Consider the following 15,057-nt stretch of genomic DNA (forward strand, 5'->3'; position numbering starts at 1 on the left):
ATCGAAACTCAATACCGATAAGTTAATGACTTAAAAACAATTTGTGATTCTTGATATGGACGAAAACCAAGGGCCTGCAGGTGATTTTGATTAATCCAACTCGATGGCTGAATACTATGCCCGAATGATGTATGAGTAAAATGAATGTATTTCATTTTTTTGATGCATAAAACGCATATATTATATGGGATAGCCGTTTTATCATGATGTTAAGTTAGTACTTACTTGAGCTTTAACCGCAATTAATATTGAGTTTTGCGCAGGGAAGGTAAAGAAAGTATACCTGTTTCGCAAAATGATTAGTGAGCAAGAGAGTGGTGATAAATGCCATTAAAAAAGCAAAACTAAGCTAGGTAACATCAAGATGATGTTACCTCACACGATGATCAAGAACGCTCATCTAACTTAAGTGCCCGAGCTTGGCCTAATGTTATAACTCCCTATTAATAGTGGTTGGGAGTTTATAGGTTCATGAGATTCTCGATAGATTCGTCAATCGACAAGCTAGGGTATGAATAGATAGCGTTACCATCTTTGGCATCGATGTCGATACAATTAATGTTTCGAATGCCTTGATTTTCTATCATCCCAAGAGACTGTTCGACGGTTTTACACACCAAAACAGAGCCATCATTTAGCTTGATGGTGCAAGAATGTAAGTTCATAGCCAACTCCGCGTTATTTCCTTGCTTAGTATTCATGTATTCAGGATTCCTTCCCTTAATCTTAAATTAGTCAACAATTTACTATTAAGCAATTTGCTAATAGCAAATTATTGAAGCTGTGATTTGCGACCATACTGCCTTACGTTAGTGACAGTTTTTTGATAGGCGTGAGTTCCGAAAATGGCTAGTATGTGATTGGTGTTAGATTACACTTAAGCCCATGGATACACAGAGGCAGTGCCATGTCCAATAGCTTTGAACAGTTTCAGCGAGCACGCTCTACTCGTGATGCTCGTTTTGACGGTCAATTTTTTGTGGCGGTGAAAACCACCAAGATTTTTTGCCGTCCAATATGCCCAGCAACCTTACCAAAAGAAGAGAATGTCGAATATTTCACTGATGTCGCGTTGGCGTTGCAAGCAGGCTATCGACCATGCTTGAGATGCAGACCAGACAGTGCTCCCAACTCTTGGGCGTGGCAAGGTACTCGCACTACGTTTGAACGAGCTCTACGCTTAATCGAACAAGGTGAGTTACAACGTAACGATTTGTTGCAACTTGCTGAGCGCTTAGGTGTGAGTGACCGCTACCTACGTAAGCTATTTGCTCAGCAGTTGGGTATGTCACCGAAGCAATACGCACTTTATCATCAACTGATGTTTGCCAAACAACTGATTCACCATAGTGGGCTTAGTATTACGGATATCGGTTTTGCCAGTGGTTTTAACAGTATTCGTCGATTTAACGATGCATTTAAGAAAACTTTGAAGCTGACACCGAGCGAACTCAAACGAGAGATGCACAATGTGAACAACAAACAGCAGGTAGAACTGAGTTATCGTGGTGCTTTTGATTGGCGCTACATGTTAGATTTTTATCGCCAACGAGCGATTTCGGGATTAGAAAGTGTCGATGAAACCACTTACCAGCGTAAAGTGATACTCGGAGATAGTCTCGCTTGGTTTAAAGCAGATTTTTCATTCAAGCCCAATAAGGTATTGCTCGAATTTGAACTCGATGATGTGACTCAACTAAAGCAGCTGGTTTTGCAGGTACGCAGAATGCTTGATTTGGATGTGGATATCGATTTCATCGAGCAACATCTGAAGTCGATTGAGCCTGAGTTGGTGATTCGTTCAGGAATCCGCATTCCTGGTGTTTGGAGTACATGGGAAGGTGGGGTAAGGGCAATTCTGGGTCAGCAAGTTTCGATTAAAGCGGCGATCACTCAGCTCAATTTGCTGGTTTCCACTTTGCAAGGTGAGCATCCCACTCATTTTCCGACGGCGAGCGAGCTGGCAGCGGCTGACTTAAGTTTTCTTAAAATGCCGCAAAGTAGAAAAGAGACATTGAAACGCTTCGCGCAATTTATTTTGGCAGAACCAAATGCAGAGCTTTCGCAATGGTTGGATTTAAAAGGCATTGGTCCATGGACTGTTAATTATGCAGCGCTGCGTGGGCTTTCAGACCCTAATCGATTTTTAACCGGAGATTTAGTCGTGAAAAAAGCGCTGCAAAATTTCCCGAAACTGACCGCAGATAATGTTTCACCGTTTGGCAGTTACGCTACTTATCATTTATGGAGTCATGCAGGATGAACCGCTACACAATCATAGTTACCCCACTGGGTGATATGACTTTGCAAGCCAATGAGAAAGGGCTACTGGGCGCTTGGTTTGAGACTGAAACAACAAAGCCTCAACATCTTGGCGAACGTGATGATAGTTTTGCGCTATTAATGGAGTGTAAAACGCAACTCGATGAATATTTTGCTGGTATTCGTAATCAGTTTGATTTGCCATTAGCAGCAGAGGGGACGGCATTTCAAACCCAAGTTTGGCAAGCGTTAACCACCATCCCTTTTGGTGAAACGTGGAGCTATCAGCAATTGGCTGACGCAATCAATAATCCTAAAGCGGTGCGTGCGGTTGGTTTAGCTAACGGCAAAAACCCGATTTCGATTATTGTCCCGTGTCACCGTGTGATAGGTAAGAACGGTAAATTGACTGGCTATGCCGGTGGTGTCGAACGTAAAGCCGCACTATTGAGACTCGAAGGCTGTGATCTATGAGTTATCGTTTTTATTATCGATGTAGTCATCTGGATTAAACAGCGGCTTTTTCGGCATGAAAAAATCACACGCATCGCGGGTGGCAATCGTCGGTTGTTGCCACGCTCCGCATAAGTCTTTGTCGTTTTCACGAGTGCGAGTGAATTGACGGCACTGTCCGCATTTAAACATGGTTGATTCCTTTCAACAGCAATGATGGTCCAGTGTAAATAGTGAATAAGGTGAAAGCGTTGATCTATCACCTTATTTAACTAATTACTGTATGTGAACTAATGAGGGTAGTTGCTCAAGCTTGTTCAAACATCGTTAGGTAGGATTGATGCTCAAGATCTTGTGCAGTTAACTCAAATTGCGCTGCCAGTGCTTCAAGTTCGGTGCGGTATTCCGCTAGCTTGCTTTCATCGTCGGTCATAATCGCAAACTCGGCGAAATCTCCGATATTGGCGAGATGATCGAGGGTGAGGTGAAATTGACCGACAAAGTAGATACTGCGAACCTTTTGGGTGATAAGACGTATCTGATAGCCCATATTTTCTAGCATGCTACGGGCGTTGGCCGCATTGGTAATGTTGGTGGCTTCACAGCGATCGGGCTCAGGGCCTTTAACAATCCATAGTTTGATGCCTGAAGGCTCCATTTCGCGAATCGAGATCGTTTTGTTTTGCTGTTTTAGCTGATGGTCGCTCGTATCAAAATACCAGTCGGTTTCGCAGTTATTTTCTACCATTACCTCATAGTCGAGAGAATGAAGGATGCGTAAAAACGCATCCTTATTTTTGACTCGATATTTTAGCTCGACTTCGTATTTCCCTTTGAAGTGCTCGTGGCTCATTCTGCTTCTTTCTTCACTCGTTTTGCTTTAGGCACGTAGTTAAGGATCGAGATTGGCACGGGTTTGCGTGGGGTAAAACCTTCGATTTCACGACGTTCAATCAAATGGCCAAGACGGCTTTCAATCATGCATAGGTTTTTAAAGTTGTCTTTAGAAACAAATGAGATCGCTTCACCTTGTGCGTCCGCACGACCGGTTCGACCAATACGGTGCACGTATTCATCGGCAGGGAATGGTAGGTCGTAGTTGATCACACGTGTTAGACCATGGATATCAATACCGCGCGCACCCACACCAGTTGCGATCATGTACTTGATCTTGCCCGCTTTAAAATCTGCTAATAGTTGGTTACGCACCGCTTGGCTGCGACCACTGTGGAATGCTTCCGCGATGATGCCACGTTTTTCCAACTGTTGTGCTAGCTTGGCCGCACCATGTTTGGTCTCGATAAAGATCAGCGTCTGGTCCCAATCATTCTCTTTGATTAGATGCGCTAGAAGTGATGATTTCATATCTTTATCAACGGTGATCAACCATTGTTCGATGTTCTTTTTCGATGCTTGGTTTGCCGCGATAGAAATCTCATATGGATTGTGCACGGCGGTTTTTGCGAGATCGCGAACTTTGTTCGAAAGTGTTGCTGAGAACAATAGGTGCTGAATGTCGGTTGGCAAACGGTCAAGGATCTTATTGATGTCATCAATAAAGCCCATGTCGAGCATGCGGTCAGCTTCATCCATCACAAGGATTTCTACTTCTTCAAAGTACACTGCTCGTTTTGCATACATATCGAGTAGACGACCTGGAGTCGCTACTAGAATGTCTACGCCTTCAATCAAAGCTTGTTTTTGTGCTTTCTCATCCACGCCACCATACATGGCAAGTGAAGTAAGGTTTAGGTGCTGACCATACTGGCGCACTTTTTCCTCAACTTGCACGGCAAGCTCACGAGTAGGTGTTAAGATCAGGGCACGAATGCGTTTTTTACGTTGGGTTTCGCCTTGGCTCAGCTTTTGCAAAATCGGCAATACAAAACTCGCGGTTTTACCTGTACCGGTTTGCGCAGCAGCAATCAGATCTTGCCCCTGCAGGATTACTGGAATCGCTTTAGTTTGAATATTGGTAGGTTTGCTGTATCCAAGCTCTTGGATAGCTTGAGTGATTGGTTGGCTTAGGCCCAATTTTGAAAATGGCATGCTTTGACTCTGTTTGAATAACCAAAAGGGGCTGATGCCCCTTATTTGCGTTGAGTTTAGCACGTTTAGTTAAATATCTTTCTCTATTTTGTCTTTGAGTTGTTTAGCATCGTGTTCGCCTTTATCGATCATTTTATCGACGGCTTTTTCATCATGCTTCATTTCAGCATCCATTTTGCCTTTCGCATCATCAGATTTATCCATCATATGCTGCTTGGCGTCATCGCCTTTTTTCATCATATCGTGTTTGGATTTATCAACCATATCCTTTGCCGCGTCATGGCCATCGGCAAGAGCGTTAGTTGAAAAGAATAGAGCGCTAAGAAGTAGAGTTAAAAAGGGTATGCGGCTCATAATAGACCTCTCCTGTAGTAAAAGTTACTAGAGCCTTTTGAGTATTAACTAAATAAGTGTTTTTTTCCTGTTTGCCTCAGTAAATAAACGCTGGCCAATGGTCGCCAGCGTTTCTGTTCGTTGAATGGAGCCAATTTAGAACAACGAGCTGTTAAGTGTAAGGTGTGCGTATATCGCCGCCGTATAACCAAGAGCAATCACTGGTGCCCATTTTAAATGACCAAAGAAGGTGTATTTACCGTGAGCTGCCCCCATTAATGCAACGCCCGCTGCAGAACCAATCGAGAGTAAGCTCCCTCCGACACCAGCGGTTAACGTTACTAATAGCCAGTTGCCCATCGACATTTCAGGTTCCATTGTCAGCACTGCAAACATCACGGGAATGTTATCAACGATGGCAGAAAGGATACCGACCATGACGTTGGCCCAAACGGGATCCCATTGGTAGTACATGATTTCTGACACCATATTGAGATAGCCAATTAAGCTCAAACCACCGACACACATTACGACGCCGTAGAAGAATAGTAAGGTGTCCCACTCGGCGTGAGATACGCGGCGAAACACATCAAACGGCACCACAGAGCCAAGACGTTTAAGCGCTAAATCATCTTTGTTAGCAATAGCTTGTTGCGCCTTGCGAGCCAAAGAACGCTTGAGCGTTTTACGTAAGAAGAAGCCAAAGAATTGCAGATAAGCAAGGCCCATCATCATGCCGATGACTGGAGGGAAGTGCAGTACAGCATGGAAGGCAACGGCAGTGGCAATGGTCAGGATAAACAACACGACAATGCGTCTTGCTCCGCGTTTAAGTTCAACGTGTACATGCGCAACATTCGGTTTGGCGTTTGGAATGAACATTGACATGATCACCGCAGGAATCACATAGCTGATCACCGATGGGGTAAACAGCGGCATAAATTCGGAGAAGGTGACATGACCCGCCTGCCATACCATCAGGGTAGTGATATCGCCAAATGGACTGAATGCGCCGCCGGCATTAGCGGCCACGACGATGTTAATACACGCAAGGTTAATAAAGCGCGTGTTGTCACCGCCAACTTTCATCACTACGGCACACATCAGCAACGCGGTGGTAAGGTTGTCGGCAATCGGAGAAATAAAGAAGGCGAGAATACCGGTTAGCCAAAACAGCGCTTTAAAGTTAAAGCCTTTACCGACCATCCAAGCTTGTAGCGCATCAAACAGACGGCGTTCTTCCATCGCACTGATGTAAGTCATCGCGACTAATAAGAATAGCAACAACTCGGCATACTCCAGCAAGTTATGTTCGAGTGCAGCATGGGCAACATCGATTTGACCGTTTTGTGAATAGACATAACCCAGCATTGCCCATATCAGACCTGCGGCGAGCAAAACCGGTTTGGATTTTCTCAGTTGTAAGTATTCTTCCAACATCACGATGGCGTAGGCAATGGTAAAGATAACCAAGGCGGCGTAACCAACGGTGGTGAAAGTAAGATCGAGTGGGGGGGCTTCATTGCTCGCGGCGAGCGCTGAAAATGGAAAAAATAGCAGGCCAATTACCAATGGCCACAAGTATTTCATTGCTTCAACTCCTTGAAAGTTCGACTTTATAAGATCGTTTCTACGCTCGAACCAAAGATAATTGATGCAGTCTCACCGCCTGCTGCATGTTGGTATTTGGTGATGACAAAACTGGCTGCTTTGGTAGCAGTTTGGTGCTTATGACATCGTCACGATGGATTTTTTAGTTATGTTGAGACTCTATGCGATTTTAGAAACAGCCCATATTCTAGATGGATTTTAATAAATTGTTTGTGAGGCATGTGGAATTCGATCGAATCGCCTAAATATTTAATAAATATCGCGAGTTTTATAAATGGATTGGCAAATTATTGTTAGCAAGTTTAATTTGAAAAATTTATTAAACATGCGGAATATCACAAAATGTGACATTTAGTTGCATAGTGTGAACAGATTTAATGTGGGCTTGATTCCGATCAGTTTTCTAGCACAATAATTTCCGCTAAATTGCATGCGGCTACAAGCCGGAAGCTATGCAGAAAATGCTTTATTTAGAACAAATTTTATTGCGAATGGCCGGTAGCTTAATTGTTCTCTCCAAACTATTAAGGTGTATTAATGTCCACTCCAAACCCAATTGAGCGTAAAGTGACGTGGGGGTGCTATGTAGCACTCGCATTCGCTGTCGTGTTTTTCTCCGGTTTAATGCAATCAAACGAATGGTACGGTGTATTTGACTTTACCACGCTAAACGGCTCTTTCGGTAAAGTTGCTTATGGCGTACAAGAAACTGCCGAGGGTGTTGAAGCGGCAACGACTTCATTCCGCGGTAAAGGCGGTAGCGGTGCGCGTGATGGTTTCATCTTCGCTCTAACGCTAATCCCAACAGTTATGTTCGCTCTTGGTGTGATCAACGTGCTTGAGCACTACGGTGCACTAGATGCAGCACGTAAACTGCTTTCTCCACTACTTCGTCCGCTAATGGGCGTACCAGGTAGCTCGGGCCTTGCTCTAATCGCATCTCTACAAAGTACCGATGCGGGTGCAGCGATGACTCGTCAACTTAAAGACGAGGGTCGCCTAACGAAACGTGAAACTGACGTATTTACTATGTTCCAGTTCACTGCAGGTGCGGCGATTGTTAACTTCTTCTCATCTGGTGCGGTGCTATTCACGCTAACACTGGCTGACGGTTCTCTAGCGGTAAGCTCTTCAATTGGTCTTGCAGTTGGTGTGATGTTTATCTTTAAGTTTATCGGCGCTAACTTGTTCCGTATTTACCTAAACATCACAGAAGGCAAAGAAGAGAAAAAAGAAGAAGCTGGTCTTAACGAGGAGATGGCAAAATGAGCGACGTTCAAGCGAAAAAACCAATGGTAACGGACATCTTCGTTGAGGGTGCTAAAAAAGGTTGGGTTATCGCAACCACCTCTACTGTTCCAAACGTATTGATGGCATTCGTTATCATCAAAGCGCTACAAATCACAGGTGCACTAGACTTAATGGGTTCTATCTTTGCGCCAATCATGGCGGTATTTGGTCTTCCAGGTGAAGCTGCTGCGGTACTGATTGGTGCTTGGATGTCGATGGGCGGCGCAGTAGGTGTGGTTATCACTCTATTTGACCAAGGTATCCTAAACGGCGCACACATTGCGATTCTTGCTCCTGCAATCTACCTAATGGGCTCACAAGTACAATACATGGGTCGTATCATGGGTCCTATCGGCACTGAAGGCCGTTACATCCCAATCATGATTGCAATCTCTGTTCTAAACGCATTCGGTGCAATGCTAGTGATGAACCTGTTCGTATAAGGATTGATGATGAACTTTTCAGTTGAACAATACCTAGAAGAACTGCGTCCGCTAATCGATGTGGATTGTGGTACTTACACCCTAGAAGGTATCGAATTTATCGCGGCTCAATTTGAAGCAAAATTTGCTGAAATGGCGGGTTGGAGTGTGAAACGTGTTGATTGCGGCAAAGCAGGCGTTGGTCTAGAAATCCGCAACCAGCCACAAGCTGACGTTATTGACGTGATGCTAATCGGTCACATGGATACCGTATTTCCAGTTGGCACTGCGGCTGCTCGCCCGATGACAACGGATGCAGAAAAAGCTTACGGCCCTGGCGTATCAGACATGAAATCTGGTCTGCTAAACATGGTTTACGCGATGCGTAACCTAGATCAAGCGGTATTGGATAAGCTATCAATCTGTATCTGCATGAACCCAGATGAAGAGACGGGCTCAACAGATTCAGTAGAATGGATTCAATCAGTGGCTAAAACTGCGCGCAATGTATTGGTTGCAGAAGCAGCACGTGCTGACGGTAGCCTAGTTAAAGCTCGCAAAGGTCTAGCTGGTTACAAGCTAACTTTCGCTGGCAAAGCTGCGCACGCAGGTAACGATCCGCAAGCGGGTCGCAGTGCAATCACTGAGCTAGCGAACTGGATTCTGGCTATCAACTCAATGACTAACTTTGAGTCAGGCACTACGCTGAATGTGGGTGTTGTGAATGGCGGTACTGGCGTGAACATCGTTCCTGATCACGCAACGGCATTGGTTGACGTACGTTTCTGGAACAACGATGAGTACGCTGAAGTTGACGCGAAATTGAACGCAATGATGGCTCAGCCATTTGTTGATGGCGTTTCAATTGAGATGGAGCGTGAAACGTACAAGCCGTCAATGGTTGCTAGCGAGAAAACTCATGCGCTGATGGCATTGGTTGAAGAGTCTGCACAAGAGCTAGATATTGCCATTGGTTGGCAAGAAGTTGGCGGCGGTTCTGATGCGAACAACACGGCGATTCTAGGCGTTCCGACACTAGATGGCCTTGGTCCAATTGGTGCAGGTTTCCACAGCGATCTTGAGTATCTTCAATTAGATTCAATTGAGCCTCGTATTCGTCTATTGATGCGTGTGCTTGAGAAAATCGCGGCTTAATAAGCTCTAAAATTTAGTCAAAGTTCCCCTAATATCAATCCCCAAACTTCGGTTTGGGGATTTTTTTGTCTTGATTAATCTTGGGTTCATCTTGGCGCATCTAAGCTTAAACACATATACCCAAGTGACTTCAAGATGCAGGATTCAGAGCGTTGTCATTGATTTAAGTTCCAGGAAAACGATGCAGCGAAATAGTGAACTATTTCCAAGTCGTTTGACACCGAAATTGAAGCATTGACACGCTCCCGAAGGGCGAGTTGCCTTGGCTCGCACACTTCGTTAACGATTTTTGATTTAGAACCACTAGATCTTCAATTCGTTGCCTTGCCTGCAAACCAAGGCATTCTCGCTGAACCAAGCACCTTGAGGTTACTTGGGTATAAATAGAACTCAAATTAGATAGAGTGAGGAGAAATAGATGACCTCATTAACCAATGACAATGTGAATCTCGAGCAAGGTGTTGCCTTAGAGCTCGAGCAATCACAAGCCCCTGCGCCAGATGAGAAAACGTTTTGGCACAAGATGAAAACATCCGCCAAGCGAGCAGGTGAAGAGCTTGCTGTGATGGGGATAAAATCTTGGCTTGCAGTTGCTGACTCTAACACTTCCGTGCGCCATAAAGCGGTGCTTGGCGGTGCGCTGGCGTATTTTGTTTTACCAACCGACATGGTACCAGATGTGATGGCTGGGGTGGGTTTTACTGACGATATGGCCGCTTTAACATTGGCCGCAAATTCAGTGGGCAACGCAATCACTGACGAGCACGAACAACAAGCACGTGATAAATGGCACTCAATGACAAAGTCTTAATTACCTTGATAGCATGTTAGCATTTCATGTTCGTGCAATAAAAAACCACCGCTTGCGGTGGTTTTTGACGTTAATCGCATTGAGCTACTGTAAGTGAGACAGACTACACTTGAGCTCGTTTGAGCTGCACTTCTTCTTCGGCCACGCCCGCTTGCGGATCATTAAATCGTGCCTCATCAAGTGCGCCTTCTGATTTCGCGACAATAATCGTTACAGCACTGTCACCAGTGATGTTCACCGCTGTGCGAATCATATCCAATAGTCGGTCAACACCCATGATTAGCGCGATGCCCTCAAGTGGCAGACCAACTTGGTTTAATACCATCGCCAACATGACTAGGCCGACACCCGGAACGCCTGCGGTACCGATTGATGCCAATGTCGCCGTCATGATCACCATTAGGTAATCCATCATCGTGAGATCAATATTGAATGCCTGAGCGATGAAGGCTGTCGCGACACCTTGCATGATTGCGGTGCCATCCATGTTGACAGTTGCGCCCAATGGGATAGTAAATGATGAAACGCGGTTCTCGACGCCCATGCGGTGCTTTGCTGTTTCCATCGTTACTGGAATGGTGGCGTTTGATGAAGCCGTTGAGAAGGCGAACATGATGGCATCTTCCATCTTACGTAGGAAGGTGATCGGGCTAAGGCCAGTAAAGCCTTTTAACATTACGCTGTAGGTTACAAGACCATGTAGCAATAGAGTCCCTGCGAGTACTAAGAAGTATTCTGCGAGGTTAATGATTGCACCTAAACCAATATCAGTGAACAGTTTTGCCATTAAGAAGAACACACCAAATGGCGCTAGGTTCATTAAAATCGCCACTAGCTTCATGATCACTTCGTTGAGATCGGAGAAGAAGTCAGCGATGCGTTCACCCGGCTTACCAGCAGCACTGATGGCAATACCAAACAGAACCGCAAATACAATCACTTGCAGGGTTTTACCTTCAGCCATTGCACTGATCGGGTTGGTTGGGAACATATCGATGATCACTTGACCCAGTGACGGAGCCTCAGCTGACTGGAAAGTGCTCGCTGCGGTGAGATCGGCGCCAGCGCCTGGCTGGAATAGCGTACCCATCGTCAGAGCTAAGGTAATCGCGATAGCCGTGGTCGCAATATAGAAAGCGAGGGTCTTACCACCCATACGGCCAAGAGTTGAAAGGTCTTTAAGAGAGCTGGTGCCACACACCAAAGAGACAAACACTAGCGGTACCACTAGCATCTTCAAGCTAGCGACAAAAATCTGTCCGCCAACTTCAAATAATCCGTTTACTACATACTCATCGACAAATCCGTTGTCAGCAAACAGGGCTCGAATAACAAAGCCCGTCAAGATACCCGCAACCATGCCCAAAATTACTCGGCCGGTTAACGACATAGGTTTCTTGGTATTCATTGAGAACACTCCTTATAGTTTTGCCCCTCCAATGGGGAGGAGCAGGAGGTTAGCAGTGGAATTGGTAAATTTAGAAGAAAAAAGGTTTCTGAATGGTTATGAATGTGATCAAACTCACTAACTAAGTGTGATTTATTTCATATTAAATGTGCATTTTGTGTCTATTTGATGGCTGTATGTTGAATTGAATCACGGAAAAATCGAGTAATTCTCAGGTGAGTTCAATTGGATATCTCAATAAATTGATTGTTTTCTTTGCAAGTTAATGAATTTTGGTGATTTTAGGCGAAGTTTTACTGCTAAGCGTGCATAGTTAGTTTGTCTTAGTCGGCAGACAAAATTGAATAGTCATAGGTATCCATTGACGAAGTGGTTACAATAGCGAGAATTCAGAATTGAGAGAAACGGCCAATGAAAATTTGGGTGGATGCAGATGCTTGCCCTGTAGTGATCAGAGACATTTTATATCGTGCTGCACAGCGTACTGGTGTAGAGGTGACGCTTGTCGCTAACCAATTTATTCGCACGCCTGCAGCAAGCAACATTACCATGTTGCAAGTTCAAGCGGGTTTTGATGTTGCTGACAATGAAATTGTGAAACGCTCTGAAGCAGGCGATTTAGTCATTACGAGTGATATTCCGCTGGCGGACGAAGTCATCACGAAAGGTGGTCACGCCCTGAGCTCACGTGGTGAGTTGTTTACCAAAGACAATATTAAGTCACGCCTTAATATTCGTGATTTTATGGAAACTATGCGTAGCAGTGGCATTCAAACCGGTGGTCCAGCACCGTTAAACCAAGCTGATCGTCAGCAATTTGCCAATCAATTAGATAAATGGCTACTACAATGGCAACGCGCGAATAAATAATCGGTTACTGAGATCATTGCGGTCACAAACGCAGTGATCATCGATTTGAGAGGCGTTGTTCATTTCCCCATACCTTTTCTTTCATTCGTTATGTATGAGAGAGCATCTTTGCAAATCACGGTAGTCTATTAATCCCTGACTCGCCCACGCAGGGATTTCGTCTGACTCTTGAGCCCTTTGGCTTTTAATCTTCGTTCTTTGGAAGCTCGTGTAGGGCGCGTTGCTCTGCGGGCTTTTTGTACCACCATGGCGCTTCGGATAAGTTCAGCTAAGCGATTTAACGCATCTTCCTTATTTTGCTCTTGAGTGCGGTACTGTTGCGCTTTAATCGTGATCACACCATCTTTCGAGATACGTGAGTCATTAAGTGCGAGCAGGCGTTGTTTGTAACTATCCGGCAACGCAGAGCGGTTGATATCAAACTGCAAATGAATCGCACTCGATACCTTATTCACATTTTGTCCGCCAGCGCCTTGAGCACGTATAGCCGATAACTGAATTTCCCAATCATGCAGTGCGACGTTATTTGAAATCGTAACAATAATCATAGATGCGTAACCAAATAACCTTAGGATGTAGCGTAAAAATCGGCCCAAGTTTACACGTTTTCATAGCGCTCGTCAGGATTAGAGCGTGCAATACCTTCTGGGTAATTAGTCTATATTTAGTTTGATACGTAAAGATAACTAAATCAGTAAGCGTGCAAGATGGAGGACAATAATGACGGATTTTTCGGGTTTCCAATCAGCAATCGTACAAGATAGAACCGAGTGGAATGATCGTGTGTTTAGCCTTCGTGTTACTGGTGCGCAGTTAAATTTTAAAGCAGGGCAATTTACCAAGTTAGCGCTGCCAGATAGTGACGGAAAACTGGTCGCTCGGGCCTATTCATTAGTCAACGCTCCGCTCACCACTTCAGATGTCTTGGAGTTTTTGATTATTACTGATCCCGATGGGCAGCTAAGCCCTCAGTTACACCAACTGCAAAAAGGGGACTCGCTGTATGTGGCACAATCGGCGCATGGCGACTTAGTTTTCGATACCATTCCCAAACATACGAAGACCTTATGGTTGCTCTCTACCGGGACGGGAATCGGTCCGTTTTTGTCCTTACTTGATGACATAAGTTTTCGTCCTGCTTGCGAGAAAGTGGTGTTGGTTCATGGCGTGCGCAAAGAAACCGATTTGGTTTATCGTTACTTAATCAATCAGTTAGTTGACCAGTACCAAGGACGTCTTGTCTATCAACCGATAGTATCGAGAGAGAATGTTAGTGGTGCATTGAATGGACGCGTAACAGACTTAATTGAGCAGCAACACTTAATGCAGCATTGTCGCGCTGATTTCGCCCCTGACGATAGCTTCGTGATGATGTGTGGCAATCCACAGATGATCAAAGATACCACCAAGATTCTATTGGGGTTAGGACTGACTAAACACCGCTCCGCTGAACCTGGCAATATCGTCTTTGAACGCTATTGGTAGTCAGGGGCGTTGATCAAAAGGGACTTGATCCAACGACCAAAATTCAAGCACATGCTGAACTTCATCACAGCGGCCTTTTAGTATTTGATAACTGGGCTTGAATTCATGCCCGAGGTACGTGGTACGTATCATCTCTCCTGTCTTCATATCAACCTGAGAAACGACTCGGCCTTTAAAGTTTTGAAAAATCACAAACTGTTCACTGCCATAGACCAATTGGCTGCGGTAAAACAAAAAGGTGTCTTTAGAGTCAAGTAGCAGGCACTTCATGGGTAAAGAGTCTGGTCCAGTAGACTCCGGCGATGTAGTAAGAAGTAACATGGAAAAAATAAGGCTTTTCATTATCAGCGTCTCGCGAGCGTTTATTATGGTTAAAGTATAGACAGCTGCGCTGATTTAATTGTGTTGAAATAAGTTGGATATCCTTGTTTGATGTATGCACTATTTTCACCAAGTGAGAATATTTCTGCTTTTCAGCTCGTTTTGTGTTGGCAATACGCGTTAAGGTGGTCACTAGGCGAATAATGGAGTGCCACAGATGAATTTGATCGTTAACGTGCAAAAAGGTGTGCCGAAAGTCGGCTTTGAGATGGCAACGAGACAAGCCTGGAAATGTGGCATGAAAGCTAACCTCGTTAATCGGGTTATTGGTGTCGCAAAAGGGCAGATTGTGTGTGTAGTAGAAGGCGTGCGCGCCGAATTATCAACACCGCTTAACAATTCACTACACGACGACGATAAACAAGGGCGTTACATCTTTATCGGTGGCGTGTGCTGGGAGCCAAACTCTCTCTTAGCGCCGGGCTTTCCTGAGTTTATGTTTATGCATATTCGCAATTTGGGTAAAAAACACAAATACATGACCGATGATGAACTGTTTTATAATTTGGCTTAAAGGAGTCATATTT

18 protein-coding genes are annotated in these 15,057 nt (G+C 44.7%); 9 read left to right on the plus strand and 9 right to left on the minus strand.

Translation table 11 applies throughout. The features are described 5' to 3' along the window. Positions 1-461: 461 nt before the first annotated feature. Positions 462-665, minus strand: a complete 204-nt coding sequence (locus Vt282_RS14275) for a hypothetical protein (protein WP_162048624.1) — start codon at positions 663-665, stop codon at positions 462-464. A 242-nt stretch (positions 666-907) separates the two neighbouring features. Here Vt282_RS14275 and Vt282_RS14280 point away from each other — a divergent pair, with 242 nt between their 5' ends. Then, positions 908-2,263: an AlkA N-terminal domain-containing protein gene (locus Vt282_RS14280; protein WP_162063815.1), complete on the plus strand. Its 1,356-nt coding sequence runs from the start codon at positions 908-910 to the stop codon at positions 2,261-2,263. Beyond that, positions 2,260-2,736, plus strand: coding sequence for a methylated-DNA--[protein]-cysteine S-methyltransferase (locus tag Vt282_RS14285; RefSeq protein ID WP_162047740.1), 477 nt, complete (start codon positions 2,260-2,262; stop codon positions 2,734-2,736). Before Vt282_RS14280 ends, Vt282_RS14285 begins: the two co-directional genes overlap by 4 nt. Here Vt282_RS14285 and Vt282_RS19925 read toward each other — a convergent pair. From Vt282_RS19925 to nhaD, 5 genes are all read right to left on the minus strand, one after another. Further along, complete coding sequence (locus Vt282_RS19925; RefSeq protein ID WP_167515610.1) at positions 2,731-2,907, minus strand: hypothetical protein; 177 nt, start codon at positions 2,905-2,907, stop codon at positions 2,731-2,733. The two genes, Vt282_RS14285 and Vt282_RS19925, sit on opposite strands and share 6 nt — an antisense overlap. A 115-nt stretch (positions 2,908-3,022) precedes the next feature. Next, positions 3,023-3,568 carry a class IV adenylate cyclase gene (gene cyaB, locus Vt282_RS14290; RefSeq protein WP_162063816.1) on the minus strand — a complete coding sequence of 182 codons (546 nt, stop codon included), beginning with the start codon at positions 3,566-3,568 and terminating at the stop codon, positions 3,023-3,025. After that, positions 3,565-4,764, minus strand: a complete 1,200-nt coding sequence (locus Vt282_RS14295; protein WP_162063817.1) for a DEAD/DEAH box helicase — start codon at positions 4,762-4,764, stop codon at positions 3,565-3,567. Before Vt282_RS14295 ends, cyaB begins: the two co-directional genes overlap by 4 nt. A 69-nt stretch (positions 4,765-4,833) precedes the next feature. Next, positions 4,834-5,118 (minus strand): hypothetical protein, encoded by a 285-nt coding sequence (locus tag Vt282_RS14300; protein ID WP_162047743.1) that lies wholly within the window; start codon positions 5,116-5,118, stop codon positions 4,834-4,836. 135 nt (positions 5,119-5,253) lie between these two features. Then, entirely contained in the window at positions 5,254-6,687 is a 1,434-nt protein-coding gene (gene nhaD / locus Vt282_RS14305; protein ID WP_162063818.1) for a sodium:proton antiporter NhaD, read from the minus strand. A 558-nt stretch (positions 6,688-7,245) separates the two neighbouring features. Between nhaD and Vt282_RS14310 the strand changes: the two genes are divergently transcribed. From Vt282_RS14310 to Vt282_RS14325, 4 genes are all read left to right on the plus strand, one after another. After that, positions 7,246-7,977 carry a nucleoside recognition domain-containing protein gene (locus Vt282_RS14310; protein ID WP_162047745.1) on the plus strand — a complete coding sequence of 244 codons (732 nt, stop codon included), beginning with the start codon at positions 7,246-7,248 and terminating at the stop codon, positions 7,975-7,977. Continuing rightward, on the plus strand, positions 7,974-8,441 hold the full coding sequence (locus Vt282_RS14315; protein ID WP_162047746.1) for a YjiG family protein: 468 nt from the start codon (positions 7,974-7,976) through the stop codon (positions 8,439-8,441). Before Vt282_RS14310 ends, Vt282_RS14315 begins: the two co-directional genes overlap by 4 nt. 9 nt (positions 8,442-8,450) lie before the next feature. After that, a complete protein-coding gene (locus Vt282_RS14320; RefSeq protein WP_162064518.1) occupies positions 8,451-9,575 on the plus strand; it encodes a M20 family metallopeptidase in 1,125 nt (374 codons plus the stop codon). Between the two features lie 418 nt (positions 9,576-9,993). Next, positions 9,994-10,386, plus strand: coding sequence for a YkvA family protein (locus Vt282_RS14325; RefSeq protein ID WP_162063819.1), 393 nt, complete (start codon positions 9,994-9,996; stop codon positions 10,384-10,386). A gap of 103 nt (positions 10,387-10,489) precedes the next feature. On the opposite strand, the gene Vt282_RS14330 is transcribed toward Vt282_RS14325, so the two are convergent. Continuing rightward, positions 10,490-11,794, minus strand: a complete 1,305-nt coding sequence (locus tag Vt282_RS14330) for a dicarboxylate/amino acid:cation symporter (protein ID WP_162063820.1) — start codon at positions 11,792-11,794, stop codon at positions 10,490-10,492. 411 nt (positions 11,795-12,205) lie between these two features. On the opposite strand from Vt282_RS14330, the gene Vt282_RS14335 reads away from it, so the two are divergent. Next, on the plus strand, positions 12,206-12,664 hold the full coding sequence (locus Vt282_RS14335) for a YaiI/YqxD family protein (RefSeq protein WP_162047750.1): 459 nt from the start codon (positions 12,206-12,208) through the stop codon (positions 12,662-12,664). Between the two features lie 128 nt (positions 12,665-12,792). On the opposite strand, the gene arfB is transcribed toward Vt282_RS14335, so the two are convergent. Further along, complete coding sequence (gene arfB, locus Vt282_RS14340) at positions 12,793-13,206, minus strand: alternative ribosome rescue aminoacyl-tRNA hydrolase ArfB (RefSeq protein ID WP_162048625.1); 414 nt, start codon at positions 13,204-13,206, stop codon at positions 12,793-12,795. Between the two features lie 178 nt (positions 13,207-13,384). Between arfB and Vt282_RS14345 the strand changes: the two genes are divergently transcribed. Continuing rightward, on the plus strand, positions 13,385-14,149 hold the full coding sequence (locus tag Vt282_RS14345; protein WP_162063821.1) for a ferredoxin--NADP reductase: 765 nt from the start codon (positions 13,385-13,387) through the stop codon (positions 14,147-14,149). On the opposite strand, the gene Vt282_RS14350 is transcribed toward Vt282_RS14345, so the two are convergent. Then, positions 14,150-14,491: a hypothetical protein gene (locus tag Vt282_RS14350; RefSeq protein WP_162063822.1), complete on the minus strand. Its 342-nt coding sequence runs from the start codon at positions 14,489-14,491 to the stop codon at positions 14,150-14,152. A 196-nt stretch (positions 14,492-14,687) separates the two neighbouring features. On the opposite strand from Vt282_RS14350, the gene Vt282_RS14355 reads away from it, so the two are divergent. Next, positions 14,688-15,044, plus strand: coding sequence for an acyl-CoA synthetase (locus Vt282_RS14355; RefSeq protein ID WP_162047752.1), 357 nt, complete (start codon positions 14,688-14,690; stop codon positions 15,042-15,044). Positions 15,045-15,057: the final 13 nt, after the last annotated feature.

This window comes from Vibrio taketomensis, assembly GCF_009938165.1.
GTDB lineage: Bacteria > Pseudomonadota > Gammaproteobacteria > Enterobacterales > Vibrionaceae > Vibrio > Vibrio taketomensis.

Excerpts from the sequence above, each read along its gene's own strand:
- Vt282_RS14275 (WP_162048624.1), bottom strand. The coding sequence starts at position 665 with ATGAACTTACATTCTTGCACCATCAAGCTAAATGATGGCTCTGTTTTG.
- Vt282_RS14280 (WP_162063815.1), top strand. The coding sequence starts at position 908 with ATGTCCAATAGCTTTGAACAGTTTCAGCGAGCACGCTCTACTCGTGAT.
- Vt282_RS14285 (WP_162047740.1), top strand. The coding sequence starts at position 2,260 with ATGAACCGCTACACAATCATAGTTACCCCACTGGGTGATATGACTTTG.
- Vt282_RS19925 (WP_167515610.1), bottom strand. The coding sequence starts at position 2,907 with ATGTTTAAATGCGGACAGTGCCGTCAATTCACTCGCACTCGTGAAAAC.
- cyaB (WP_162063816.1), bottom strand. The coding sequence starts at position 3,568 with ATGAGCCACGAGCACTTCAAAGGGAAATACGAAGTCGAGCTAAAATAT.
- Vt282_RS14295 (WP_162063817.1), bottom strand. The coding sequence starts at position 4,764 with ATGCCATTTTCAAAATTGGGCCTAAGCCAACCAATCACTCAAGCTATC.
- Vt282_RS14300 (WP_162047743.1), bottom strand. The coding sequence starts at position 5,118 with ATGAGCCGCATACCCTTTTTAACTCTACTTCTTAGCGCTCTATTCTTT.
- nhaD (WP_162063818.1), bottom strand. The coding sequence starts at position 6,687 with ATGAAATACTTGTGGCCATTGGTAATTGGCCTGCTATTTTTTCCATTT.
- Vt282_RS14310 (WP_162047745.1), top strand. The coding sequence starts at position 7,246 with ATGTCCACTCCAAACCCAATTGAGCGTAAAGTGACGTGGGGGTGCTAT.
- Vt282_RS14315 (WP_162047746.1), top strand. The coding sequence starts at position 7,974 with ATGAGCGACGTTCAAGCGAAAAAACCAATGGTAACGGACATCTTCGTT.
- Vt282_RS14320 (WP_162064518.1), top strand. The coding sequence starts at position 8,451 with ATGAACTTTTCAGTTGAACAATACCTAGAAGAACTGCGTCCGCTAATC.
- Vt282_RS14325 (WP_162063819.1), top strand. The coding sequence starts at position 9,994 with ATGACCTCATTAACCAATGACAATGTGAATCTCGAGCAAGGTGTTGCC.
- Vt282_RS14330 (WP_162063820.1), bottom strand. The coding sequence starts at position 11,794 with ATGAATACCAAGAAACCTATGTCGTTAACCGGCCGAGTAATTTTGGGC.
- Vt282_RS14335 (WP_162047750.1), top strand. The coding sequence starts at position 12,206 with ATGAAAATTTGGGTGGATGCAGATGCTTGCCCTGTAGTGATCAGAGAC.
- Vt282_RS14345 (WP_162063821.1), top strand. The coding sequence starts at position 13,385 with ATGACGGATTTTTCGGGTTTCCAATCAGCAATCGTACAAGATAGAACC.
- Vt282_RS14350 (WP_162063822.1), bottom strand. The coding sequence starts at position 14,491 with ATGAAAAGCCTTATTTTTTCCATGTTACTTCTTACTACATCGCCGGAG.
- Vt282_RS14355 (WP_162047752.1), top strand. The coding sequence starts at position 14,688 with ATGAATTTGATCGTTAACGTGCAAAAAGGTGTGCCGAAAGTCGGCTTT.